General features: G+C 40.8%; 17 protein-coding genes. 15 read left to right on the forward strand and 2 right to left on the reverse strand.

The features are described from left to right. Positions 1-680: 680 nt before the first annotated feature. Positions 681-947: a DksA/TraR family C4-type zinc finger protein gene (locus AABI99_RS12150; protein WP_338366097.1), complete on the forward strand. Its 267-nt coding sequence runs from the start codon at positions 681-683 to the stop codon at positions 945-947. 46 nt (positions 948-993) lie between these two features. Here the strand turns inward: AABI99_RS12150 and gloA are convergent, their stop codons facing one another. After that, the gene (gene gloA, locus AABI99_RS12155) at positions 994-1,383 is read right to left on the reverse strand and encodes a lactoylglutathione lyase (RefSeq protein WP_338366098.1); all 390 of its coding nucleotides are present in this window, start codon (positions 1,381-1,383) and stop codon (positions 994-996) included. Between the two features lie 651 nt (positions 1,384-2,034). Here gloA and AABI99_RS12160 point away from each other — a divergent pair. From AABI99_RS12160 to AABI99_RS12215, 12 genes are all read left to right on the forward strand, one after another. Beyond that, positions 2,035-2,913, forward strand: a complete 879-nt coding sequence (locus AABI99_RS12160; protein ID WP_338366099.1) for an NAD(P)-dependent oxidoreductase — start codon at positions 2,035-2,037, stop codon at positions 2,911-2,913. Positions 2,914-3,057: 144 nt separating this feature from the next. After that, positions 3,058-5,322 (forward strand): polysaccharide lyase 6 family protein, encoded by a 2,265-nt coding sequence (locus tag AABI99_RS12165; RefSeq protein WP_338366116.1) that lies wholly within the window; start codon positions 3,058-3,060, stop codon positions 5,320-5,322. Next, complete coding sequence (locus tag AABI99_RS12170) at positions 5,319-7,538, forward strand: heparinase II/III family protein (RefSeq protein ID WP_338366100.1); 2,220 nt, start codon at positions 5,319-5,321, stop codon at positions 7,536-7,538. The genes AABI99_RS12165 and AABI99_RS12170 overlap by 4 nt, the downstream gene beginning before the upstream one ends. Before the next feature lie 5 nt (positions 7,539-7,543). After that, complete coding sequence (locus tag AABI99_RS12175; protein ID WP_055016656.1) at positions 7,544-7,888, forward strand: cupin domain-containing protein; 345 nt, start codon at positions 7,544-7,546, stop codon at positions 7,886-7,888. Positions 7,889-7,891: 3 nt separating this feature from the next. Further along, positions 7,892-9,199, forward strand: coding sequence for an MFS transporter (locus AABI99_RS12180; protein WP_338366101.1), 1,308 nt, complete (start codon positions 7,892-7,894; stop codon positions 9,197-9,199). A 58-nt stretch (positions 9,200-9,257) separates the two neighbouring features. Further along, positions 9,258-10,190, forward strand: coding sequence for a sugar kinase (locus tag AABI99_RS12185; protein ID WP_338366103.1), 933 nt, complete (start codon positions 9,258-9,260; stop codon positions 10,188-10,190). 63 nt (positions 10,191-10,253) lie between these two features. Next, on the forward strand, positions 10,254-10,871 hold the full coding sequence (gene eda, locus AABI99_RS12190; protein ID WP_338366105.1) for a bifunctional 4-hydroxy-2-oxoglutarate aldolase/2-dehydro-3-deoxy-phosphogluconate aldolase: 618 nt from the start codon (positions 10,254-10,256) through the stop codon (positions 10,869-10,871). A 13-nt stretch (positions 10,872-10,884) separates the two neighbouring features. Continuing rightward, the gene (fbaA, locus tag AABI99_RS12195) at positions 10,885-11,967 is read left to right on the forward strand and encodes a class II fructose-bisphosphate aldolase (protein ID WP_338366106.1); all 1,083 of its coding nucleotides are present in this window, start codon (positions 10,885-10,887) and stop codon (positions 11,965-11,967) included. Then, positions 11,964-12,926, forward strand: a complete 963-nt coding sequence (locus AABI99_RS12200) for a class 1 fructose-bisphosphatase (protein WP_338366107.1) — start codon at positions 11,964-11,966, stop codon at positions 12,924-12,926. Before fbaA ends, AABI99_RS12200 begins: the two co-directional genes overlap by 4 nt. A 522-nt stretch (positions 12,927-13,448) precedes the next feature. Continuing rightward, positions 13,449-16,184 (forward strand): poly(beta-D-mannuronate) lyase, encoded by a 2,736-nt coding sequence (locus AABI99_RS12205; RefSeq protein ID WP_338366118.1) that lies wholly within the window; start codon positions 13,449-13,451, stop codon positions 16,182-16,184. Positions 16,185-16,262: 78 nt separating this feature from the next. Next, a complete protein-coding gene (locus tag AABI99_RS12210) occupies positions 16,263-19,310 on the forward strand; it encodes a TonB-dependent receptor (RefSeq protein WP_338366108.1) in 3,048 nt (1,015 codons plus the stop codon). A gap of 577 nt (positions 19,311-19,887) precedes the next feature. Next, a complete protein-coding gene (locus AABI99_RS12215; RefSeq protein ID WP_338366109.1) occupies positions 19,888-22,845 on the forward strand; it encodes a TonB-dependent receptor in 2,958 nt (985 codons plus the stop codon). Positions 22,846-23,176: 331 nt separating this feature from the next. On the opposite strand, the gene AABI99_RS12220 is transcribed toward AABI99_RS12215, so the two are convergent. Further along, positions 23,177-24,127: an SDR family oxidoreductase gene (locus tag AABI99_RS12220; protein WP_338366110.1), complete on the reverse strand. Its 951-nt coding sequence runs from the start codon at positions 24,125-24,127 to the stop codon at positions 23,177-23,179. A 209-nt stretch (positions 24,128-24,336) separates the two neighbouring features. Between AABI99_RS12220 and AABI99_RS12225 the strand changes: the two genes are divergently transcribed. Together AABI99_RS12225 and AABI99_RS12230 are read left to right on the forward strand one after the other, a co-directional pair. Further along, positions 24,337-25,290 carry an AraC family transcriptional regulator gene (locus AABI99_RS12225; RefSeq protein WP_338366112.1) on the forward strand — a complete coding sequence of 318 codons (954 nt, stop codon included), beginning with the start codon at positions 24,337-24,339 and terminating at the stop codon, positions 25,288-25,290. A 2-nt stretch (positions 25,291-25,292) separates the two neighbouring features. After that, a complete protein-coding gene (locus AABI99_RS12230; RefSeq protein ID WP_338366114.1) occupies positions 25,293-25,658 on the forward strand; it encodes a hypothetical protein in 366 nt (121 codons plus the stop codon). Positions 25,659-25,715 lie beyond the last annotated feature (57 nt).

A 25,715-nucleotide genomic window follows, 5' to 3' on the forward strand; every position in this document is an offset into this window, starting at 1 on the left:
CCGCCCTTTCACGGCGGTAACAGGGGTTCGAATCCCCTTGGGGACGCCACTTACTATTTTAATAATGTGTAAAGCAGTGTGACACCGCACTCTCTATGCACGACGTTATCAAGAGTACTAATCTTTTGGGGACGCCACTTACTATTTTAAGTAATGTGTGAAGCAGTGTGACACAGCAATTTCTATTCACGACGCTATCAAGAGTACTAATCTCTTTTTAATTACACACTACTATTTAGTAGTGTATACATCTACCGCATAAATATTCTTCCTAAACTCCATAGAACATATCAACTTTTATCTGTTATCTTTTTGATTTTGAACTTTTAAATTTCTTTAATAGCTAAAACCTGCCTCAATTTATTTACCCTTCAAACAACTTACTCAATAAAGCCAGTAAAAATATTCAGCTATTATAAAGCGCTATGATGCTAGCCTTTTAGCTTAATACTAATCCGTAAACCTATTTAAACACTTTCAGGGGCTAAACGTGTTGTTTCCTGCGTTAAAAAATTCGCATTTACGACTGCGTGAATACAGAAGGTAAAGCAATGCAGGATCAATTGCTGAGAGCAGCTAAACATCGAATTTTTTACTTTGCTATCAACACATTTTCCAGCCTCAAAATAGATCACTTAATTAAGTGGAACGGTATAATTTCTCATTAATAGGAGTTAATTATGGCAAGCGGTTGGGCGCGTGATGGCGCAATTCAAGATCAAATCGATGCAAGTGTTAATGATGCAGTACAATATGCAAGACAAAACTTAATATCTGGAGCCAGTGCCGAATTTTGTGAAGAATGTGACTGTGAAATACCCCAAGCTCGCAGGTTGGCTTTACCGGGGGTGAGATACTGTGTTGCTTGCCAAAGTGAGCTTGAGACGAAAGGTAAAGGCATTGCTGGCGTAAACCGTCGAGCAAGTAAAGATAGCCAGCTAAGGTAAAGGTGCGACAGGGCACCTTTTTGATAAATTTTATCGCCTAATGGGCTTAGCTCTTCTTTTTTTGGATAAGCTCAATTGAATAGCCATCAGGGTCTTTCACAAAAGCAATTTCTGTTGTGCCGCCTTTTACTGGCCCAGGCTCGCGACTGACGTTTCCACCTGCGGCTTTTATGTCATCACATGCCTTATATATATCGTCAAACTCAATAGCTATATGGCCATACGCATTGCCAAGATCGTAGCTATTTTCATCCCAGTTATAAGTAAGCTCTAATACTGTATTACTATCCTCTTCACCATACCCTACAAAAGCTAATGTATAACGATACTCTTCGTTATCAGAGCGGCGTAGCTCTTTCATTCCTAAAATCTGTGTATAAAAAGAAAGTGACTTTTCTAAGTCGGCTACACGCAACATGGTGTGTAATAAACGCATTTAAGGCTACCTTAATTAATCTTAAATTTAATAAACAAAACTCATTCCCCGTTTACTGATCTTTCAACAGCTTACTAGGGGTGTTCGCTGTAATCTCATCAGGAAATTGTATTTTATCACGAGTGAATATGGGCGCTAGTCAATGTTTACAAGTTATAAATTATTTAGTTAAACGCGTACACGGCTTACCTTTTTCATCAAAGGCAACAAACATAAGTTGGCTTTACATAACGCTCTAAACATATTTTTAAATTGTATTGAAATATTGGTCAACCTATTAATGAAAAATACATAACCAGTTAGACTAAAACAGAGTGTAATTAATTGATTTAGAATTATGCTTATAAGTGGCTGATTTTTAATGATAGTTTTTATTTTGTCAAACTGGTTGTAAACCAGCCTGGTTTACAAATTAAACTTATTGGTTGACAAAAAAACACTATGGTAATACAGTTTTTACATACCAATTGGTAAGTTGCTTGGTTTTTCTTCTTCAAGGTATTAAATATTAATCAAATAATGCTAAGAAAATGAAATAAATGCTTAGGGTTATTTAAATAAATAGAATTAAACGACACAGCGTACCTATTTATGGGGTAAATCATTACTCGTACTCATAAAAGCACGCGCCATCATATTTAGGAGTTATTCATGTCTAAACCAGTAATCGGTTTTATCGGCCTTGGCTTAATGGGCGGCAATATGGCCGAAAACTTACAAAACAAAGGCTATGAGCTTATTGTTATGGATTTAAATAAAGACGCGGTCGCTGCCTGTGTCAGCAGAGGGGCAAAAACAGCGAGCACTGCAAAAGAACTGGCAGAAGGAGCAGATATAGTGATGCTTTGTCTGACAACTTCAGCAGTTGTAGAAAAAATTGTATATGCAGAAGACGGCCTTTTAGCGGGTATTAAAGAAGGTGCCGTGTTAGTTGATTTTGGTACATCAATACCTTCATCAACCAAAAAAATTGGTGCTGATTTAGTCGCTAAGGGTGCAGATATGATTGACGCACCACTAGGGCGCACTCCAGCACACGCTAAAGATGGCCTATTAAATATTATGGCTGCAGGTAATTTAGACACCTTTAACAAAGTTAAACCTGTACTTGAAGATCAAGGCGAAAATGTATTCCACCTAGGTGAATTAGGCGCAGGTCACACAACTAAGTTAATTAATAACTTTATGGGCATGACAACAGTATGTGCTATGTCACAAGCATTTGCTGTAGCAGATAAAGCCGGTGTCGATCGTCAGCAACTATTTGACATTATGTCTACGGGACCTTCTAGCTCTCCATTTATGCAATTTTGCAAAAACTACGCGGTAGACAATGTAAGCGACCTTGGTTTTTCAATTGCCAATGCAAACAAAGATTTAAACTATTTCTTACAAATGGTTTCAGACCTGGGGACTGAATCAAAAATTGCTGAAGGGTCATCTGCTAACTTACAAGCGGCATTTGATGCAGGTATGGGCCAAGGCAACGTACCAGAAATTTTTGATTACTTTAAAACGCTAGAAAAATAATACCAGCAGCATTGGGTGCTTTAATTTAGTTAAAGCACCAACACACACAACATAAATTGGCTAGATTTAACCTGCTTTATGCAATAAGTGCAGTACCATTATTGATGAGGCATGACTTCCAGTCACACTGAAAAAGAGTTATCTATGCGTTTAATTAATATAATAAAGCTTAGCCTAGTTCTTATTGGGTGCACATCCACACAATTGGCAGCCAAAGAGTATTTTGTAGACTCAAAACAAGCTTATCAAGAAATCTCTGACAAACTCGTTGCTGGTGACAAAGTCACTCTCAAAGACGGCACGTGGTCTAATTTCGAAATTTTATTACAAGGCCAAGGTACCAAAAACGCCCCTATAAAGCTTACAGCACAAACCAAGGGTAAGGTTATTCTATCTGGGCAATCTAATTTAAGACTGGCGGGGTCGTATTTAGAGGTGTCGGGGCTTGTATTTAAAAATGGTTATACGCCTAGCTCAGCCGTAATTGAATTTCGTAAAAATAAAGATGAGCTTGCTACTCACTCCCGCGTAACAGAGGTAGTTATTGATAACTACAATAACCCCGATAAGCGTGAATCAGATTATTGGGTGGCTCTATATGGTAAACACAACCGTTTTGATCATAGCCACTTAGTCGGTAAACGAAACAAAGGCGTTACGGTTGCTGTAAGGCTTAATAGTGAGCAAAGCCAACAAAACCACCATCAAATTGATCATAACTTCTTTGGCTACCGCCCAACGTTCGGCTCTAATGGCGGCGAAACACTGCGCATTGGGACTAGCCACTATTCTTTAAGTGATTCATTCACCCTAGTTGAAAACAACTACTTTGAACGTACAAACGGCGAAGTAGAAATAATTTCTGTTAAATCAGGTAAAAACCACATTCGTAATAATGTGTTTTTTGAATCTCGCGGCACATTAACGCTGCGCCATGGTAATGGCAATATTATTGAAGAGAATGTTTTTTTCGGTAATGGTGTAGATCACACAGGTGGCATTCGCATAATTAATAAAAACCAAACAGTAAAAAATAACTACCTAGAGGGCTTAACAGGCTACCGCTTTGGGAGTGGTTTTACGGTTATGAACGGCGTACCTAACTCACCAATAAATCGCTACCATCAGGTAGAAAACGCGACAATTGAAAACAATACCTATGTAAATGTGCGTCATATACAACTGGGTGCGGGTAGCGATAGCGAACGCAGCGCTGCGCCAATTAATAGCGTAATGAAAAATAACCTGATTATTAATCAAAGTGGCGAGCAGCCTTTTACAACATTTGATGATGTAAGCGGTATTAAATTTAGCAAAAATGTAGCAAACACCCAGGTATTAAAAGAGTTAAATTACGGGGTTAAACAGCAAGATATAACACTTACCAGAGCTAGTAATGGCTTACTTTATCCTAAATCAAACAAAATAAGTGCAGGTGCAAAACGTGGTTTAAAGGTGCTAAAAAAGGCCGACACTGGCGTTAGCTGGTATCCTAAAACAGAGCAAGTTGTGGCATTTGATACGGGTAAAACTCACCAAGTTGAAGCCTCTGCAGATGCATTACTAAACGCAATTAATGCTGCACAAACGGGGGATGTATTAGAGCTTGCTGATGGGCAGTACGATGTATCTAAACTCGTTAAAATAACAAAGGTGCTTACACTTAAAGCTAAACATGCTGCTAAAGCTAAGCTGACTTACCAACGCTCTACGTTATTTGAAATTCATGATGGCGGTAGCTTAAAGCTAGATGGCTTAGTTATCTCAGGTGAAAATGCCCCTGATGCTATTAATAATAGTGTAGTACGCACTAAAAAGTGGGGTATGGTTGATAACTACCGCTTTGAAATACACAACTCTCAATTAACTAATCTTGATATTAACCACTCATTTCACTTTTTTGTAACGGGTAAAGGTGCAATGGCAGATGAAATCACGTTAGTAAATAACACTTTTAAAAATGTCACTGGCGATATTTTACGCCTTAATAGTGAAATAGAAGACTTAGGTATTTATAACGCTGAGTATGTAACACTTAAAAGCAACACCTTTGATGAGGTAGCCGGTGCTGTTGTTAAATTATACCGAGGTGGAAGCGATGAGAGTACCTTTGGCCCGCATTTATTAATGACCAATAACACTTTAACTAAAGTAGGTTTAGGTAAGCGCAACAAAACGCAAGCAAGTGTGTATGCACACGGTGTACAAGTAACCAATATTGCAAATAACAAATTTGAAAAATCGGCACTGGTTAAAATTGAGCACACAGTGGGTGAGCCTATTACAACCATTACAAATAACACTTTTGATGCAACAAAGGCACCAAGCGTAAAAGAGTTACGTGTAGCGGGACCTCACACGGCAATAGTTAAAAATAATAACGTTTTAAATAAGGTGAACTCACTATGATTAATTTAACGCAAAGTAAGTCATTATTTAAAACGCTTGGGGCTAGCGTAAGTGCCTTAGCTTTATCGATAAGCGCTTATGCTGCGCATCCAAATTTGGTTATAACCAATAAAGATGTACAGCAAATGCGCCAAGCAATCAGCAGCAATGGGCAGGGTAAGTTTGCGAGTGCGTTCGAAGCACTCAAAGCACAAGTTGATGAGCAAATTAAACTGCCTATAACTGTGCCTGTACCAAAAGATGGTGGGGGAGGCTATACCCACGAGCGCCACAAAAAAAATTATCAGCTTATGTATAACGCCGGTGTTATTTATCAGCTAAGCCAAGATGAAAAATATGCGCATTACGTACGTGATATGTTGCTTGCTTATGCCAAATTATACCCAACGCTCGATGTACATCCTAAGCGTAAAGTTAAGTCGCAAAACCCAGGTAAGCTATTTTGGCAAAGCCTTAACGAAGCTATGTGGCTTGTTTATACCATCCAAGCATATGATTTAGTTCACGACGCACTAAGCGATACGAATATCAAAACTATCGAAAATGACCTACTACGCCCCGTATCGTTATTTTTATCACAAGGTCAGCCATCAACCTTTAACAAGGTACATAACCACGGTACTTGGGCTACAGCTGGGGTTGGCATGGCGGGTTACGTGTTAGATGAATCTGAGTGGGTTGAAAAGTCTCTTTACGATTTAGATAAGTCGGGCGAAGGTGGTTTTATTAAGCAGCTAGATATGTTGTTTTCGCCCCAAGGCTATTACAACGAAGGGCCTTATTATCAACGCTTTGCATTGCTACCGTTTGTGACCTTTGCAAAAGCGATTGAAAACAACGAACCACAACGAGATATTTTTGAATATCGTGATGGCGTATTACTCAAAGCGATCGATACCACTATACAGTTGAGTTACAACGGTTTGTTTTTCCCTATAAACGATGCCATAAAAAGCAAAGGTATTGATACGATTGAATTAGTACAAGGTGTTACAGCCGCCTATAGTTTGACTAACGATACAGGTTATCTGGATATTGCACAGTATCAAAATCAAGTGATCCTGACGGGAGATGGCTTAAAGGTTGCTCAAGCGCTAGATAAAAATAAGCAAACCCCTTATGTATTTAAATCGGTAGCGTTTGGAGATGGTAACGATGGCGAGCAGGGTGCATTAGTAGTCATGCGAACGCAAACCGGTGGCGACCAAGCACTTTTATTTAAACCAGCAGCGCAAGGTTTAGGACATGGCCATTTTGATAAATTAACTTGGCAGTTTTACGACCACGGTAACGAAATTGTATCTGATTATGGCGCAGCACGTTTTTTAAATGTTGAGGCTAAATATGGCGGTCGTTACCTACCCGAAAACGAAACTTATGCAAAACATACCGTGGCACACAATACGGTTGTAATTGATGAAACCTCACATTTTAACGCGAATGTTAAAGTGGGTAATAACAATCATCCTACGCTTAATTTCTTTGGAACGAATCAATACGGGGCGGTTTCAAGTGCTCAAATAAGCACCGCCTATAAAGGCGTTGAGCTTGAACGTACCTTAGCGTTAATCAATTTACCTGAACTTGAAAGCTCACTTGCATTAGATATTTTCAATGTAACTGCGGATACCTCCCATAAAATTGACTTACCCCTTCATTACAAAGGCCAGTTAATCGATACCAGTTTTGAGCTAGTTGGTAACTCAAAAAGTCTAACTGCACTAGGTAATAACAATGGCTACCAACACTTGTGGCTAAAAGCACAGGCGCAACCAAAGCAGGGCTTAGCTAAAGTGACTTGGCTAAACGATAACGGGCGCTTTTATACACAAACAAACCTCGTGAAAGGAGATGAGTCATTTTTGTTCACACAAATAGGGGCGAGTGATCCACACTTTAATCTTCGCAACGAAAATGGCTACATCCGACGTGTGGAAGGTAAAAAACAGCATAAATTCATTTCAGTACTTGAGCCTCACGGTGAATACAACCCAAGTAAAGAATATACCCTAGAGGCTGTCAGCCGTGTCTCGGCACTTAAGTATGACGCGCAAGAGCACTTAGACCTAGTTGAAGTTAAAGTAAAAAATCACACCTATTTGGTTGCTATTAATAAAGCTGAAAAAGCAGCTAAGCACACATTCACATATCAAAATAAAGCATTCACCTTAAATGACCGTCTTGGTGTTTATGCGATGAAAAATAATCAGGAGTAAACAGGATGCAAAAGCAAAGTCCACACTTTTCATTTGGTAACGAAACCGAGATAGAAGATTTAGGTAACGGCTTAAAACGTCAAATGCTTGGTTATAACGAAGAGCTAATGGCTGTAAAAATCTGGTTTTCAGAGGGGGCGATTGGTTATAACCATGCGCACAGGCATTCACAAGTAACGTATGTTGTTGAAGGTGAATTTCACTTTAATATTGACGGTGTCACTAAAATCTTAAAGGCGGGTGATAGCTGTTTTATTCCTCCGTTTGCCGATCACGGTGCAACATGCCCAACTGGCGGTATTTTGATTGATACCTTTAGCCCAGCTCGCGAAGACTTTCTTGAGGAATAACTTATGAAGATTCAAGGCTTACGTTGGTGGGTTATCGTGCTAATTGCACTGGCCACCATTATTAATTACATAGACCGTCAAGCGCTTAGCGTTTTATGGCCAGACATTGTAGAAGAAATGTTTCCTGATGAGTCTGCTTTAGAGCGTAAACAAATTTACGCAAATATCTCTATTGTATTCGTATTTGCATATGCTTTTGGCCAAGCTATTTTTGGCAAGATTTTCGATTGGGTTGGTACGCGCTTAGGTTTTGTCCTTTCAATTGGTGTGTGGTCACTAGCTACAATTGCTCATGCCTTTGCGCAAGGGGTGCTTAGTTTAAGTATTTTCCGTGGAATTTTAGGCGTAGCCGAAGCAGGTAACTGGCCCGGTGCAGCGAAAGGAAATGCCGAATGGTTTCCCACTAAAGAGCGTGCATTAGCACAAGGTATATTTAATTCGGGTGCAGCTATCGGTGGCATTATTGCTATTCCGCTTATTGCCTATTTAACCGTGTATTTTAGCTGGCAAATGGTATTTATTTTTGTTGGTGCGTTAGGTTTTTTATGGTTAGTGCCGTGGATTATATTAGTAAAAGCGCCACCTGGATCTCACCCTTGGATAAGTGAAGAAGAGCGCGAATACATTCTTACCGGACAACGACGTGTTGACGATAATGGTGATGTAGCAAACGATGACGAAGAAGAATATAACCCTTCAACGGGCGAGTTACTCTCTCGCAAGCAAAGCTGGGGTGTAATTATAGCCTCTGCAGCTATTGACCCTATTTGGTGGCTATTTGTTTTTTGGATCCCCATTTACTTAAACGAAGTGTATGGCATGGATGTTAAGTCTATTGGTATTTACGGCTGGGTTCCTTATGTAGGCGCTATGTTTGGCGCATGGTTTGGTGGCTTACTTGCCCAAAACCGTTTAAAAGCGGGCTGGAGTACAGATAAAACCCGTAAGCTGACCATCACATTAGGGTGTTTAATTATGCTACCTGCACTACTTGCCATGGCTAACCCTGGTGCACCAGCTATTGCAGTACTTATTATGGCAGTTATTTTATTTGGCTTTCAAACAGCTATCGGTAACGTGCAAACATTACCTAGTGATTTGCTCGGTAAAAAAGCGGTTGGCACGTTGTCAGGCATTTCTGGTATGGCAGCCAAATTAGGAGCTGTGGGGCTTACCTCTTTGGTACCTATTTTAACCGCGGGCGGTAATTACACCCCAGCGTTTGTTATTGGTGCGTCGTTAGCGATTATTGCAATGGCAGCTGTATGGATTTTAATTCCAAAAATCGAACCACTAAAAAAGCCTAACTAATTTGTTGGCAATGGCTGTGTATATCACAGCCATTTACTACCTAAGGTAAGTGATAATAATGAAAACTATTTACTTTATTGGCGAGTGCATGATTGAGCTAAGAGCAACGGTTCCCTCTACATTGCATCAGTCATTTGCAGGTGATGTGTATAATTCGGCCGTATACCTAAAGCGTTGCTTTCCTAACATTGCAACATCAGTTGTAACTGCTTTAGGTGAAGATAACTTAAGTAAAAAAATGCGTGAGCGCTTTGCAAGCGAGCAATTAAATACAGACTATGTGTTTGCTCATCAAAGTAAAGTGCCTGGCATGTATTACATAGAAACGGACGAGCAGGGCGAGCGCAGTTTTATTTATTGGCGCGATGATTCAGCGGCTAAAAAAGTAGTTGATTTCATCAATCACGATATAGTGAAGCAACTATCAGCAGGCGACATGTTTTTCTTTTCGGGGATTTCTTTAGCCATTATAGAAGAGCAAGCTAGAGCGCAGTTTTGGGACATAGTAAAACAGCTAAAAGCAGCGGGTGTAAAAATAGTATTTGACCCAAATTACCGTGCGCGACTCTGGGATAGCGTAGAGCAAACTAAAGCGCAGTATCATATTGCATTTGGTTTAGCTGATATTACATTGCCCGGCGTTGAAGACCTAGAAACGCTATACAATGTGCAAAGTGTAGAGGCGGTAATTAATTATTTAGCACCATACAACATTAACGAAATTATTGTTAAAAACGGCCCTAATTCGGTGATTACAAAAGAGACTAATACAGTGCAAAGCCACAGTATTATACCAGTTAAAAACGTGGTTGATACCACCTCAGCAGGCGATGCGTTTAACGGTGTGTATTTAGGAGCGCGCTTAGATGGGCGCCCTATAAGTGATGCAGTTAAACTTGGTGCGCAGGCTGCTAGTGCTGTTATTCAACAACCCGGTGCTATTGCACCAAAAGATATATTTCAAAACGCTATGGCTCAATCAGGTCTATAACGGGTTAATTTACTCAACTTAATTACATTAAGTAGCAATTATTTTAAATAAAGGAATCAACGCATGACTCGCTTTTCTGAACTAATGGCAGGGCAAACTCTGCTACCTATAATTCAAGCAGACACGCCAGAGCAAGGTGTAAACATTGCTAAAGCAATGGCTGAAGCTGGCCTTACCTTGGTAGAGGTTGTGTTAAGAACAGATGCATCTATTGATGCGCTTAAAGCCATTAAAGAACAGGTTCCCCAGTTAAAAGTGGGCGCAGGTACCGTTATTAACGAAACCATTTTAAAGCAAGCGCTAGAAGCAGGTTCAGATTTTATAGTCACACCTGCTGTATCGCCTACACTATTAAATGAGCTGGTAAAGTGTAACGTACCTGTATTGCCTGGAGTATCAAATACCGGTGATATTTTAATGGCGCTTGAATATGGTTTTGAAGAGCAAAAACTCTTTCCAGCTTCACTTGCTGGTGGTGCGCCGTTTGTGTCGGCTGTGTCGTCTGTATTTCGTGCAGTGAGCTTTTGTCCAACCGGCGGTGTAAGCGAAAAAAATAAAATGGACTACTTGTCGTTAAACAATGTATTTGCAGTAGGCGGTACCTGGGTTGCCAAAAAAGAATGGGTAGCACGGGGTAATTGGCAAGCCATTACAGACTCTTGTATCGAGGCTTTAAAATAGCAAGGAGCAAAAAATGAATTATCTAGCCCCAACCATTGCACCAGGCGTTGTTGTTGGCGATGAAGTAAGCGAAGTGTATAAACATGCACGAGGGCATCAGTATGCATTGCCTGCTGTAAACGTGGTGAGCACATCGTCAATTAATGCCACCTTAGAGGCCGCCAAAAAAATGAAGTCGCCGGTCATTATTCAACTATCTAATGGTGGCGCGCAGTTTTTTTGTGGTAAAGGTTTAGCATTAGAGGGCCAGCAATCTGCTGTCGTTGGGGCAATAAGTGCTGCCCAGTATGTGCATAACGTGGCTAAGCACTATGGCGTTGCTGTAATGCTGCATACAGATCACGCAGCAAAAAAACTACTGCCTTGGATTGATGGTTTATTAGAAGAAGGCGAAAAGTATTTTGCACAGACTGGCAAGCCGCTTTTTTCATCGCACATGATAGACCTTTCAGAAGAGCCACTTGAAGAAAATATAGAAATTTGTGAGCGTTATTTAGAGCGCATGGCAAAAATAGGCATGACACTTGAAATAGAGCTAGGGTGTACCGGTGGAGAAGAAGACGGGGTTGATAACTCTCATCTCGACAGCTCTGCCTTATATACTCAACCCGAAGATGTAGCCTACGCATATGAGCGACTCAGTAAAATAAGCTCTAATTTTATCATTGCCGCTTCTTTTGGTAACGTCCACGGCGTATATAAGCCTGGTAATGTAGTTTTAACACCTACCATATTACGTGATTCACAAGCCTATGTAGCTGAAAAGTTTAATTTAGAGCATAACGCTATCAATTTTGTATTTCACGGCGGGAGTGGTTCTGAGCACAGTAAAATTGCAGAATCGCTAACTTATGGGGTGGTAAAAATGAATATTGATACCGACACTCAATGGGCGAGTTGGAGTGGGGTATTAAATTATTACCAAGAAAAACAAGAGTACTTGCAAGGCCAAATTGGTAACCCAGATGGTGAAGATAAACCCAATAAAAAATACTATGATCCACGGGTGTGGTTACGTCAGTCGGAGCAGCATATGGTGGCACGCTTGATCCAATGTTTTGACGACCTTAATTGTGTTAACAGGTATAGCGCATGAAAAGACTGAACAAAGTATTAAAAGAAGATGGGGTAGAAACCGATCTTATCATGTTAATTCGCACACTATTAGCAACCACAAAAGAAATAGCGTTTAGAGTAAGCCAAGGTGAGCTTGCCGGTGTGCTAGGCTCTACGCTTAACGAAAATATACAAGGCGAGGTGCAAAAAAAGCTAGATGTTATCGCTAATCAGTTGTTAAAAGAGACGCTAATTGATGATGAACTCGTAAAAACAGTGGCCTCTGAAGAAGAGGACAACGCAGTCGGTGCGCACCCTGATGGTAAGTACATTGTAGCGTTTGATCCACTTGATGGTTCATCAAATATTGATGTTAACGGGCAAATAGGCACTATTTTTACTATTTACCCAGCGAAAGCTGACGTGGCTTACGATAGCGATGAGCAATTTAATCAACCCGGTACTAATCAGGTTTGTGCGGGCTACGTGTTGTATGGACCATCGTCGTTACTCGTGATGACTACTGGTGGTCCAACTCGCTGTTATACACATGATTTAACCCACGGTGGCTTTTTACTTACTAAGCCAGAGCTTAACGTACCAAGTGAAAGCCGTGAGTTTTCGGTTAATATGGCAAATTACCGATACTGGGATGAAGCAACACAAGTGTACTTTGATAAGTTACTGTATACATCTGAGGAATTTGCAAAAAGCTCAATCCGCTATAATGCCGCTATGGTCGGCGATGTACACCGAATATTATGCCGTGGCGGGGTATTTATGTACCCGCAAGATAAACGTGCAGGTAACGAAAACGGCAAAATACGGTTACTTTACGAAGCTAATCCATTGGCAATGTTAACAGAAAATGCAGGCGGAATTGCGACTTCAAAAGGTGTACGTATTTTAGATATTCAGCCAGATGAACTGCACCAGCGTGTGCCTGTTATTTTAGGCTCTAGTGAACCTGTCACTTACTTTAATTCTACGATTTATTAAACCTGATTAAGGCCTCAGTACAAAAGGGCGGTTATTGTGCTCTTAGGCCTTTTTAATAAAACGTAAGCCACTGCTGACTAATAGTAAGTCAAATGCAGTGGCTTATGTTTTATATATACATCAAAAATCCATACCTATAGGCTAATACAGCGAAAGCTTTACGCCTGCATTTTCTAGCCCTCCATTCTTTATGTGCTTATCGCGTTACGTATTAGTACAGAATAACTTTACCGGTAAAACCAATTGTTCATAAAATTTGTTTTTTATTCATTCGTGAAATTAATATTGGTAATAACGCTCTGTTGTTAGGTATATGTTTAAGTTAACTTTCATTTAATAAAATGTGATGATTTTTGAACGAATAAAGTGGTAAAAGTGTTTTTATTATGCTTATATTACCAAGTTGGTTAACAATGAGGCGTATAAATAAAATAATTTGGTAATAACACACTGGGTGTTTGGTAAATCACACATGACACATACTAAATACAAAACCACACAATTAAGGAGAATAGAGCCATGATGACATTAAAACATTTTGCATTATGTGCCGTTGCAGCTGCCATTATAGGTTGTGACACGGATTCAAATAATAATAACAATACATTGGGCTCTATTGCTCTAACAGGCACAGCGCTAACTGGCGAAACATTATCGACCAGTGTAAATGATGCAGATGGTATTTCTGGTGAAGTAAGCTACTACTGGTATGCCGATGGACAAGTGATTACTGGCGCGAATGACGCAACATTTACACTAACCGATGAGCAAATTGGTTTTGCGATTACAGCACAAGCTCTTTATACAGATGATAGCGGCGTTAATGAATCGCATTTAAGTGAGCCAACTGATGAAGTCTCAGCTATTCCTTTTGCGGCCACAGTAGAAATTAACGGTGAGGCAATTATAGGTAATGAGCTAAGTGCTAATGTAGCGGATGAAAATGGCTTCGATCCAGCGCTTGTAACTTATACATGGTTTGCAGATGATGAAGAAATTGCTGATGAAATCTTAGCAACTTACACAATTACCGACGCGCAATTAGGTAAAGTTATTACTGTAAATGCAGTGTTTGAAGATAGCAGAGGCTTTGCAGAGTCAGCTACATCAGCTGCTACTGCGCCAGTAGAACGCGCAAATTCAGAAGGGTCGGTGGCTATTGTTGGTACGCCTACGATTGGTAATACACTAACAGCTGAAGTTACCGATGAAGATGGCGCAAGTGGCACAATTACTTATCAGTGGTTTGCAGATACGGTTGCTATTGAAGGTGCAACACAAAGTACTTATGTTGTTGATGAATCACTACTTGGCCAAGTTATTACTGTGCAGGTGACTTACACTGACGATCACGGATTTAGCGAAGATAACCTATCAGAGGCAACTATTGCCGTTTCAGCTGAAGCTGTAGATGAAGCGGGTAGCATTACCATTTCAGGCGCTACGCCTTATTTAGTGACTAGCGAATTAACCGCTGAAATTAGTGATAACAATGGTGTGGATGAGCAAAACGTTACCTACACTTGGCTTGCTGATGGCGTAGCAATTGCCGACACAAACAGCAAAACATTTACACCAACTAATCAAGCTGGCGCGATTTTATCAGTAACGGCTAGCTATACCGATAACGATGGCTTTTCAAGCACAATTACCAGCGCCGCCGATACAGTAGTGTATACGCAAGTAATAAACGATGCAGGCTCACTATTAGGTGCTATTAATGCAGGCCTGGGTGATGGCGACGTGCTTGGTTTAAATACAGGTGTATATAGCGACCTTGATGCCATTATGCTAACTAGCGCAGCAACCCTTAAAGCAGTTGAAGGGCAAAGCCCGGTAATTAGTGGCGAGCTTTGTATTCATGTAGCCAGTGGGGTTGATGGTGCGGGTATTGAAGGGCTTACTTTTAAAAATATTGATACTAAATCGGGCGGCTTTTGTGAAACCGAAGAAGATGCCGTTATTTACTCTGAGGGTGACAACTTTACATTTACCCAAAATACCATCGATGGTGAAGCAGAGGCGTTAAATAACTCTACTTACCACTGGTTAATGCTCAAAGGCGATGGCGCAATGGTTGAGCGTAATACCTTTGCCAACCGAGATAACGCAGAAAATGGTTCGGTGATTAAAATGTCATCGTCGGGCACTAACCACGTTATTCAATATAACCTTTTCACAGGTACCAGCAGCAACCCAAATTTTGGCAACTCTAGCCTGCACTTAATTAACGCAGGTAGTACAACGGGTACAGGCGCTGCTGATGATGCAAACTTTACTATTCAATACAACCGAGTAGAAAACTTTGTGACAGGGCGACGTTTAATACGCGTACAAACCTCTGGCGCGACGATTAAAGGCAATACCATTTTAAATCCTAATGGCGGTATTTCGCTTGAAGATGGTGGATTTAATACGGTATCAGACAACATTATTATTCGTACCACAGATATTGCCAGCTCTAGTGATCGTCCTGCTGGCGTATTAATAACGCCTTTAGGCCACACTGTAAGCAATAACTACATTGCGGGTATTCGCTCCGGTAACAAAGAAGCCGGTGGTATTGTATTTACCGTTAACCCATTCTCACAAGCTGATGGTGGCGTGCCAAATGCAGGTAACCAAGCTGTGCTAGATGGCGCAGGCGACTTTACCCTTAATGTAACTAACAATACGGTACTTAACTCACAGCAACCATTTGTATTTAGTACCGAGATAGGTTCAAAAGCACCTGTTGGAGATTGTGATGAGCTTACCGCTGATAACGCGCCTGTACTGTATGGTTTAACTAAAAATGCGTTTGAAATTAACTTCAACGGTAATTTAAATGCTAACGGGGTGGGCGATCAAACTGATGCAGACACTATTGAGAGCAGCGCACTTGTTTATGGCTTTTTCTACCCTAATGAGCTCTCGAGCGACCATTCTTTTGAATACGACTGTGACCTAATTAACCACACCGAATCACTGTTTTCTAACAGCTTTGGCTTTAGCGATAGCTACGAGTCAGGTGATGCGAGCGACCTATGGGTTGATATTAGAAACGTCAATGGCAATGGCGAATACGACACTGATGGTGCCATTGACCAAAACCCTGAGGTTAATGGCAAAGAAGTGCCAGAGTTTATAACTGGCACTAGCACACTGCTGGAAACAGACTCAAATGGTGCTCAAGCCTTAGCGGGTGCTAAAAATCTTTACTACATCCAAAGCACCGATGTAGGTGCAGGCTCTACATGGGTGGCAGATGATGAATAAGCCCACATTGCACATTATTAATACCTATAAAAATAGCAAATTACGCACAACACACACAATGATAAAGGAGAGCGCGGCATGTCGTTAAAAATGGATCGAAGACATCAACATTCTACAAGTAATGCTGCTTGTAATCATTTTGCACTGTCACCTGCTGCTAAGTTAATTAGAGCAAGTTTACTTGCAGGTATGGCAGGTTCATTGTCATTTAATGCTTTTGCTCAGCAAGAAGCCCAAGAAAAAGTGACTGAAGTAGAGCAAGATGTAGAAATCATCAGCGTTACGGGTACTCGCAGAACCATACAAGATCAAATAGCAATAAAACGTGAGGCAACAACCGTTGTAGATGGCTTATCTGCAGAAGATATTGGCGATTTACCTGCGCTCTCTATTGGTGAAGCACTTGAGTCTATAACTGGCGCTGCATCACACCGTGAAAACGGCGGTGCTACCGAAATTACTATTCGTGGTTTAGGCCCATTTTTAAGTGCAACCCATATTAATGGTCGTGAAGCGACCAATGGTAGTGGTGACCGCTCTGTTAACTTTTCACAGTTTCCATCAGAGCTTGTAAAAAAGATCGCTATTTATAAAACCCAAGATGCATCAATGATTGAAGGGGGTGTAGCAGGTGTTATTGCACTCGAAACAGTAAGCCCACTTGATTATGGTAAACAACGAGTTCAGGGTGAGGTTAAATTAAACTACAACCCTGATGAAAGTAATGTAGAAAACTCACTCCAAAGTGATATGGGCTACCGTGGTACATTTAGTTACGTTGACCAATTTGAGTTTGATAATGGCCAAGCGGTCGGGGTATCGTTTGGCGTACAGCGCCAAGATATTAGCCAACCAGAAGCCGAATACAGAAGTTCAAGCCCGTCGGGCTCGTCGCTTTGGGCATGTTTAAATGACCCAACAAATACCAATGAAGGGTTTTACAGAAGCAGCGCCGGGGATTGTGAAGACCAAGTAAGTGGCAGTAATAATCAAGGTTATCAAACAAAAATAGATCCAGAAACGGGTAAAGCTCAAAGCGATGGCACTCCATACGCTTGGACAGGCAGTAGCCGTAGTTATCGTCAAAATGAAACCTCAGACGAGCGCGACGCTATATTTTTAGCAATGCAATACCAACCGTCATCTGAGTGGGATATTAACTTTGATGCACAAATTTCTGACAGAACCCAAAAAGAAGCACGCCACGATTTAATCTTTTTACAAAAACGAGCAACGCCTGGTTTAACAGGCCCAACACTTGTTACTAACGATGTAGGCGGAATTTTACATTGGGAAGGTGAAGAGCGAATTGAATCGGCGGGTGAGCAATTCTCACGTGAAGAAAACTACCAAGGCTATGGTATTAATTTTGAGCACACATTAACCGATCGACTCACTGTAAACCTTGACTTAGCGTACTCAAAAACTGAGCGTGAAGAGCTGCAAATTTCTAACCGCGGTAGAACTGCAGACCGTCACTTGTTTAGCTGGGATATGGGCGATGAAATTCCTCATTTCACGTTAACCGATTTTGATGTGACTGATATTTCAAACTTTACTAATAGTTTACGCACCCGTTTAGACCGCGAAAATGTGCGCGAAAATGAAATTAAGTCGGCGCGTATCGACTTTAACTATGCGTTAGAGGGCGATATATTTACCAGTATTGAAGGGGGTATTAGAGCCTCTGAGTTAAGCTTTATTCAATTTGGTGGCAGCCAAGGGAATGGCTCTCGTAATGAATACACCATAGGTGATGATTCAGCATTAGAAATACTCCAAGGTTGTCAAATTGATTTCCCTGAATCTGACTTTTTATCTAGCGTATCTGATGGCGATATAATAACCAATATAGACAGTAGCGGTAATGTAATAAGCTCAGGGACAGGTTCTTCGTGGGCGACATATGATAATGTGTGCTTTTCTCAAGCTGTTGCAGCTACTGATGCTGATTATACAGGTGAATTTGGTTACCCTGATGTTGAGTACGAAAATGCCGGTACCATTGACGTGACAGAAAAAACTACGTCTGTGTACTTAATGGCAAACTACGACACTGAAGTATTTGGTAAGTTTATTCGTGGTAACTTTGGCTTACGTATTGTAGATACTGATATAAGCTCTATTGGTTTTAGAACTAACTACACGGTAGATGTTGATGAAACAACAGGCGCAGTTACGCTAGAAAGCGGCGACTCACTTGAAAGAACTAAAAGTGGTGGTGGCTATACAAAATACTTACCAAGTTTTAACTTAGTTGTTGATTACAGTGAGGACATTTTATTCAGAGCGGGTGTTTATCGCGGTATGTCGCGCGCCGATCCATCTGATTTAGGGTATGACCGCGACTTTGTGACGGACGACCAATCAGTAGCATTATCGCTTTCAGACTTATTAACAGTAGATGGTTCAGGTAACCCTGACACTCAACCACTTATGTCTTGGAACTACGATTTAGCCTTTGAATGGTACCCTAACGAAGATTCAATTTTAGCGTTAAGTCTTTATTACAAACAGTTCCAGGGTGGTTTTCAGCAGCAAACAGTTGTTGAAGATTACGTAGTAGGTGGCGAAACCGTATCATTGCCAATTACTAATTCAGTAACAACTGATGATGATAGCGAAATTTTAGGCCTTGAAGCGTCGTTCTCATACCGCTGGGATAACGGCATTGGTGTAAAATTTGGTTATAACTATGCTGACACCGACTTTGAGTTCCAAGATAGTTTGTACGGCGATACGTTCATTACCGACGTAGATGGTAACACTACGCAAATTACCGATGGTATTATTGAACCAGGTTCGGTACCAGGGTTTTCCGAACATGTATTTAGTAGCCAACTGTATTACCAAATTGGTGACTTTGATACGGCCATTATTTACAAATACCGTAGTGAGTACTTCCAACCGTACACCAGTAACGGAACTCGTTTGCGCTATGTTGATGCTGTAGGTGTGTGGGAAATGCGCGCATCGTACAAAATTAACAAGCACTTTAGAATTAAAGCAGAAGCCATTAACTTATTTAGCGCACCTAAGTCACAAGACTTCTTTGTTGAAGATAACTTAGGTGAAGTAAACGATTACGGCCCTCGTTTATTCTTAGGTATGAGCTTTAAGTTGTAATACTGACTCGTTTATAAATCCCCATACAAAAACCCAATTAACAATTTAATTGGGTTTTTCATACCTACATCTCTAAATGTAATCACGTTAAATACGCTCATCAACATTTAAGTCATACAATTTTGATTAACAAACTAAGTTACGATCACATTTTAAAGCTACAACTTTTACGCTCTGTATTATCCAAAAGTCTAATATCTTTATTATTGGTTGACCAATTTTTGCCGGTGGGTGCGTGTTTTTTTTAAAATAAATAGCAAAATATAAAAAAAATTTATCTCGTAGTTTACGTACAAATTATGGTGTTTAGTGTGATAGTTATACGCTGCTAGGTTTTAAAAGCATATGAATTACAAATGGTTATATTATGAACAGAAGTTTGAGTGTTTTTGTCATGCCGGATCGAGGTTTATTGGTAATGTGTATTTTTGGATTTTTTACACAAAATGGTTTACCAATAGGTTGACCTTCTGTGTTTTTGCTGTAAATATAAAGTTAACCATTTAAACGAGTGGTAAGGCGTTTAATAAAAATATATAGCGAGTTACACATAGCACTGACACACACAGGAAAAACTATGAATCACAAGTTATCAAAAATTACGCTAGCAGTTGTATCTGCCACAGCATTGAATCTTTCTATGTCCACACACGCACAGGAAGCTAAACCAATTGCAGATGATGATGTAGAAATCATCGAAGTATCTGGTATTCGTCAATCACTCACTAATGCGCTGGCTGAAAAGCGCTCTGCAGATAGCCTAGTTGAAATTATTCAGTCTGAAGATATTGGTAAACTGCCAGATCAAAACCTTGCTGAAGTATTAGAAAATGTAACGGGTATCCAAATTACCCGTCAAGCGGGTGTAGGTACCGGTGTACAAATACGTGGTACAGATGCTAATCGCACCGAAATTAACGGTGTATCAACGGTTGGTTCTGGCTCTGGACGAAGTGGTATTAGCTTTGAAGATGTTTCGGCGTCAATTATTTCAAGCTTAGAGGTAATAAAATCGCCTGAAGCGAAAACAATTGAAGGCTCTGTAGGTGGTACGATTAATCTTAAAACAATTCGTCCTTTGCACTTGGGTGAGCAGCTAGCAACAATAAGAGTACAGGGTGAAAGTAGCAGCTTAAGTACAGATAGCGGCTTACAGCCTCGCTTCTCTGGTACTTTTGCAGATAACTGGGAAAGTGATTATGGTAAGTTTGGTGTACTACTTAGTGGCAGCTATGCTGAGCAAGACGTAACGGCGTTTCGCCCGCGTGCCGACAGAGATAATATTATTACTGCAGATAGCGGTGTAGCGAGTGCGCAGTCGTTTGACTTCTTACCTATTCAATTTTTTGTACAAGATTACGATAACTACGAATACGAAACTAAAAACTTTGTAGGTACTATTGAATGGGCACCAAACGATAACACGAAATTTTACTTTGATGCTGTGGTTAACGATCAAGAGCGTCGCCAAGAAAGCTCTCGTGTACAAGCCTCTGGTGTAAGTGCGCTTAACGATATTTCTGTGCCTGATGAATTTGAAACAATAAATTTAGGCTCATTAGGGGGGACTAATCTAGGGTCAATTCAAGCGGCCTTACGTGGTGTTATTCCGGTTAATTTAGAAAATGATGATGACGATCCTAACCTTCGTTTTTCAAGCGATACTAATTCACGTGTTACCGACAGTGATATTTTTAGACTAGGTGGTGAATGGCAAGGTGATAAGTGGTTTGTAAGCGCAGAAATTGCATCATCGTCATCGGATACGACAACACCTAGCTTTAATACAACGCTTAACTTTATTAACCCAAATGTACCGCTTGATGCGGGTGGTGGTAACGATAATAGCGTACCATTTGAGTATGATTTATCGGGTGGAGCTTTGGCGTTTGGTATTGCACAAGGTGCAGAGTACGCACCTACGGTTGAGCAATTATTAGACCCTGCAAATGTTGTGCTACGCGATGTAAATATTGGCCAAGATACGGTTGAAAACTCTGAAGATGCGTTCCGTATTGATTCAACCTATTACACAGACTCAATTGTGACCTCTATTGATTTTGGTTACCGTTATAGTAAATCACAAAGCAAACAAAACGAAATTACATCAAGCGTTGGTCTACGAAGCATGGCAGACAGTCCTCGAGGCGATTTATTTGCTGATTTGCTTGTTGCAGGCCCTGACAACTTTAACGAAGCTGATGGACGCTCGTTATACATTGCTGACTTTTTATTAATTGATCCAGAGCTTGTTGCATCAGACCCTGATGCGGTACTTGCAACATTACAAAGCGCCATGACTGCGCATGGGTCAAGCAAAACATTAAACGCACCAACTTCAAGTTCATCTGGCTTTTTTGATATAGAAGAAGTGACACATGCACTCTACGCACAAGCCAACTTTGAGTACGAAATGGTGCGCGGTAATATTGGTGTGCGTTATATTCAAACAGACGTTGAGTCTACGGGTAACTCGGTTACAGAAGATGGCAGCGGTAATGAGCTTGTGACTCGAATTACGAATAAATCTGATTATGACTTTATCTTGCCGCGTTTAAACTTGGTCGCAGATGTATCAGAAGACGTACTTGTACGCTTTGGTGTGGGTAAAGATATACGTCGTCCTGATTATAACGACTTATCTACCTCTATTACTTACAGCACAAGCCCAAATGACGAAGTTGAGTTTGGTAACCCTGCGCTTAAACCTGAAGAAGTGCTTTCGTATGACTTATCTGCTGAATGGTACTTTGATGAAGCGAGTGTATTTAGTGTAGGTATTTTCCATAAAACCCGTAAAGATTTACACGTAAATCAGTTAACATCGCCAGTTGAAGACCCTATTACAGGCTATCGTGATTTAACCGACCCATGCGAAGGCGGCGGTATATTTAACCCAATTGCAGACATTAACGTATTTGGCCCTGAGAACGGCCGTGGTGTATGTGTTGGTACAGAAACAAAAGTAAACGATAGCGGTGAAACAACCCAAAAAGGGATTGAGTTTGCATTCCAATATGACTTATCGGGCTTTGAAGAAGACCTAGGGTGGGCATCAGGCTTTGGTGTGCTAGCTAACTACACAATTCAAGAGTTCTCAGGTGGTGAAACTGAAAATACCGCAACATCAAGAGCGAGTAACGTATTTGCTGCAACCACAGGTACGCCAGGCATTGAAGTAAGTGAAATTCAAGGCTTACTCAATCTTTCAGAAAACGCGTATAACATTACGCTTTATTACGAAAAATTTGGCCTATCAGCACGCATGCGTTACACATGGCGTGAAGGATATCGCTCAAATGACTTTGGCAGTACGTCTAGTTTCCCATGGGGTTTCCCTGTGGTACAAGAAGACCGTGGTCAGCTTAATGCAAGCATTAGTTACGATGTGAACGAGCAACTAAACATTGGCTTAGAAGCGGTAAATATAACTGAGTCTGAGGTGAGCCAGTCATGTGTAAACGAGGGGGCGCTGTTGTGTTTCCAAGGCTTAACAGACCGTCGTATAACATTAGGTGCTAGCTACCGTTTTTAAAAAATATGTTGAGAGTGTGTAGCCTTTGAACGGGCACTCAAAAGCAAGCCACGTGGCTTGCTTTTTTTTGCTTAAGTAATAGATCCATCTGCCATAATACTTAATCATTTTACGGGCTGTACATGTTGCTATCTGCGTTAAAAATTTTATTTAGAACAACTAAATACCAAGTTTTTTACTGAGCTATCAATACATTAATATATTCTCAAAATAGAGCGCTTAATTAAGCGAAGTGGTATACCCATCATTTAAATGCTAACAAACAGGTACGATTAAGCGCTTTAGTGCTCGTTTTCAATAGTTGAGCTTAGAGGAGTTACTTTGAGCTAAACTAAATTGACCATTTAAACGCGACTTGCTGCTCAGTAACTGCCCATAGTTTGCTTAGCACAGGTTGCTCTAAAGCAAATGATTCAAGCGTGCATTCACCTACAGGGCCGCTCCAATTCCACCTGCCTGATGGGCCATAATAAGCGCGCTGTGTTAGGTTATGCTCGGTGGCACACATCACCTCAGGGTATGCACCTTGCTCTGCCGATTGCACTAAGCCCATTTTGACTATGAGTGACCAGGTAAACCGGGTGGCAAAGTTAACATTATCGCCAATAAGGGAGGTATTGGCCGCACCAGGATGACATACAAACACCTGCACGTTTTTATGTGCAGCGACTATTTTATTTTGCAGTTCATAAGCAAACATCATTTGGGCAAGTTTACTGTGGCAGTAGGCTTTATTTGGGTGGTAGTTTTTATTCCAATTCATGTCATCAAATTGAATTGTTTTAAGCCCCATTTTGTAACCTTCACTGGCCACCACAACAATACGTCCGTTTGATTGCTCTATTTTGTTAAAAAGTAAACCACACAGTAAAAAGTGCCCATAGTGGTTTACCCCTAACTGACTTTCAAAGCCGTCTTTAGTAAATTGCTGAGTCGCGACCTGTGCAATAGCACCGTTACAAATAAGTGCATCTATGTGTTGCACTGTTTGTAATACCTCGTTGGCTGCATGGCGCACTGAGGCAAGCTCTGCTAGGTCCATTTTTATAAAACTTACCTCAGTACTATCGCCAAATTCCTGTTTTAACTTAGCAATAGCTTCATCTGATTTTAAAGGATTACGATTGAGCATAACGACTTTTGCGCCCTTAGCGAGTAATAGTCGGGTTGCTTCAAAACCTGCGCCTGTATTTGCTCCCGTTATTAAATAGCATTTACCCACTAAAGAGGTGAGTTGGTCGGGAGTCCAGCCAGCAGGGCCAAGTGGGTTAGTTGCGCTCATTAGTTAAATTCCTATCAAGAGTTGAGTATAAATATGCAGTACAGGGCTATGCGCAATGTTCTACATTGCTTGTTAGGTAATATAACTCTCGCTTTTAGGTGTAACTAGGCGATATCCTCTTTAAAATATGCCTATTTGTATCACTGTGTTGAGAGTATGCATTATCGCTGCTAGATTGGGCTTATTCTATATTTAAAGGGGATGGGTGTATGAGCAAACACCAGATTAAACAACTTATACAAAACAACCTGTCTTTTAACAACGTAAACAGCGATGAAAATTATTCCCAAAAGCTAATAGAAACGGGTATTAAAGGTGTTCAGCTTTTTAAAGTAACGCACGCTATGCGCTGCGCCCCTGCGGTATACGAGCCGTGTATTGTTGCCATAGTCAGTGGCGCTAAAGAAGCCATACTCGATGGTAAGCATTTTATTTACGATGAAAATAATTATATGTGCTGCCCTATGTCTATGCCGGTAGAAGCGGGTACACCCACGGCCTCACCTGATAACCCCTTACTCGGCGTTATTGTATCGCTAGATACAAAAGTGATGACCGAATTATCTATTACCATGGCTGCAGAAGGCGTAAAAAAACACGCACCAGCCCCCAAAACACAAGGGCTTACTCTCGCAGCGTGGGATGACTCCTTCAGCGATTCATTATTACGATTGCTGCAACTTGTAGGCAATCCTGTAGATATTGCAGTTTTAGGTGAAGGGCGACTGCGAGAACTCTATTTCGCCATATTAAATGGACAGGCAGGGAGTAGTGTGCACCAAGCCTTTGGCGTAGGAAACGACATCGCACGCTCAATTGATTATTTGGCATCTCGATTAGATGAAACGATAACAATAGACGATATGGCAGCAAAAATTGGCGTAAGTAGGGCCGTTTTGCATCGAAAATTTAAGGATGCGACCAGTATGTCGCCGATTCAATTTGTTAAATCTATGCGCTTAAATACCGCCGCGATGAAAATTGCAGCGGGTATGAACGTAAGTTCGGCGGCCATGTCGGTAGGCTATGTTAGCTCATCACAATTTAGCCGAGAATTTAAACGTATGTATGGGCAATCGCCAAAGCAGTGGAGCCAAGCAAAGGAGTTACCTGGGGAGCTTGTTGATCAAGCGATTAATCAAGCAACCAGCCTGAGGGGTTGATCATGGATAATATAGTCATTTTTAGGGTTGTTGGTGCGGTATTAATTATTTTTGGCATAGTGTTAGCTGCCAACCCTGAGCTAATAAGCAATAAGCCCGTTCCTAATGATATTTTTAAGGCCGTAGAGCGCAGAATTTGGTGGGGGTTATTTATTGGTTTTGGCTTATTGCCGCAATTTCATTATCAGCTTGTACCTTGGCAAGCTAGCATAGCGGCAACACTGTCATCGTTACTTGTAGGGCTTTTAATCGCAAGGCTTATTGGCATTATGTTAGATGGCTCGGTAGCAAAACAGTGGCTGAATGTGGGTATTGAATTAGTGATACTCGCGCCCCTAATTTGGTGGTATTTAAAAGTACGCACTTAGTATCAGAGTTAAACCGCTATAAATCTTAGTATCGCCTTAGAGTGTAACGCTTAATAC

It is taken from the genome of uncultured Pseudoalteromonas sp., from assembly GCF_963922945.1.
Taxonomy (GTDB): domain Bacteria; phylum Pseudomonadota; class Gammaproteobacteria; order Enterobacterales; family Alteromonadaceae; genus Pseudoalteromonas.

Bases quoted from the DNA above. Each gene is read 5' to 3' on its own strand.
- AABI99_RS12150 (WP_338366097.1), top strand. From the start codon at position 681: ATGGCAAGCGGTTGGGCGCGTGATGGCGCAATTCAAGATCAAATCGAT.
- gloA (WP_338366098.1), bottom strand. From the start codon at position 1,383: ATGCGTTTATTACACACCATGTTGCGTGTAGCCGACTTAGAAAAGTCA.
- AABI99_RS12160 (WP_338366099.1), top strand. From the start codon at position 2,035: ATGTCTAAACCAGTAATCGGTTTTATCGGCCTTGGCTTAATGGGCGGC.
- AABI99_RS12165 (WP_338366116.1), top strand. From the start codon at position 3,058: ATGCGTTTAATTAATATAATAAAGCTTAGCCTAGTTCTTATTGGGTGC.
- AABI99_RS12170 (WP_338366100.1), top strand. From the start codon at position 5,319: ATGATTAATTTAACGCAAAGTAAGTCATTATTTAAAACGCTTGGGGCT.
- AABI99_RS12175 (WP_055016656.1), top strand. From the start codon at position 7,544: ATGCAAAAGCAAAGTCCACACTTTTCATTTGGTAACGAAACCGAGATA.
- AABI99_RS12180 (WP_338366101.1), top strand. From the start codon at position 7,892: ATGAAGATTCAAGGCTTACGTTGGTGGGTTATCGTGCTAATTGCACTG.
- AABI99_RS12185 (WP_338366103.1), top strand. From the start codon at position 9,258: ATGAAAACTATTTACTTTATTGGCGAGTGCATGATTGAGCTAAGAGCA.
- eda (WP_338366105.1), top strand. From the start codon at position 10,254: ATGACTCGCTTTTCTGAACTAATGGCAGGGCAAACTCTGCTACCTATA.
- fbaA (WP_338366106.1), top strand. From the start codon at position 10,885: ATGAATTATCTAGCCCCAACCATTGCACCAGGCGTTGTTGTTGGCGAT.
- AABI99_RS12200 (WP_338366107.1), top strand. From the start codon at position 11,964: ATGAAAAGACTGAACAAAGTATTAAAAGAAGATGGGGTAGAAACCGAT.
- AABI99_RS12205 (WP_338366118.1), top strand. From the start codon at position 13,449: ATGACATTAAAACATTTTGCATTATGTGCCGTTGCAGCTGCCATTATA.
- AABI99_RS12210 (WP_338366108.1), top strand. From the start codon at position 16,263: ATGTCGTTAAAAATGGATCGAAGACATCAACATTCTACAAGTAATGCT.
- AABI99_RS12215 (WP_338366109.1), top strand. From the start codon at position 19,888: ATGAATCACAAGTTATCAAAAATTACGCTAGCAGTTGTATCTGCCACA.
- AABI99_RS12220 (WP_338366110.1), bottom strand. From the start codon at position 24,127: ATGAGCGCAACTAACCCACTTGGCCCTGCTGGCTGGACTCCCGACCAA.
- AABI99_RS12225 (WP_338366112.1), top strand. From the start codon at position 24,337: ATGAGCAAACACCAGATTAAACAACTTATACAAAACAACCTGTCTTTT.
- AABI99_RS12230 (WP_338366114.1), top strand. From the start codon at position 25,293: ATGGATAATATAGTCATTTTTAGGGTTGTTGGTGCGGTATTAATTATT.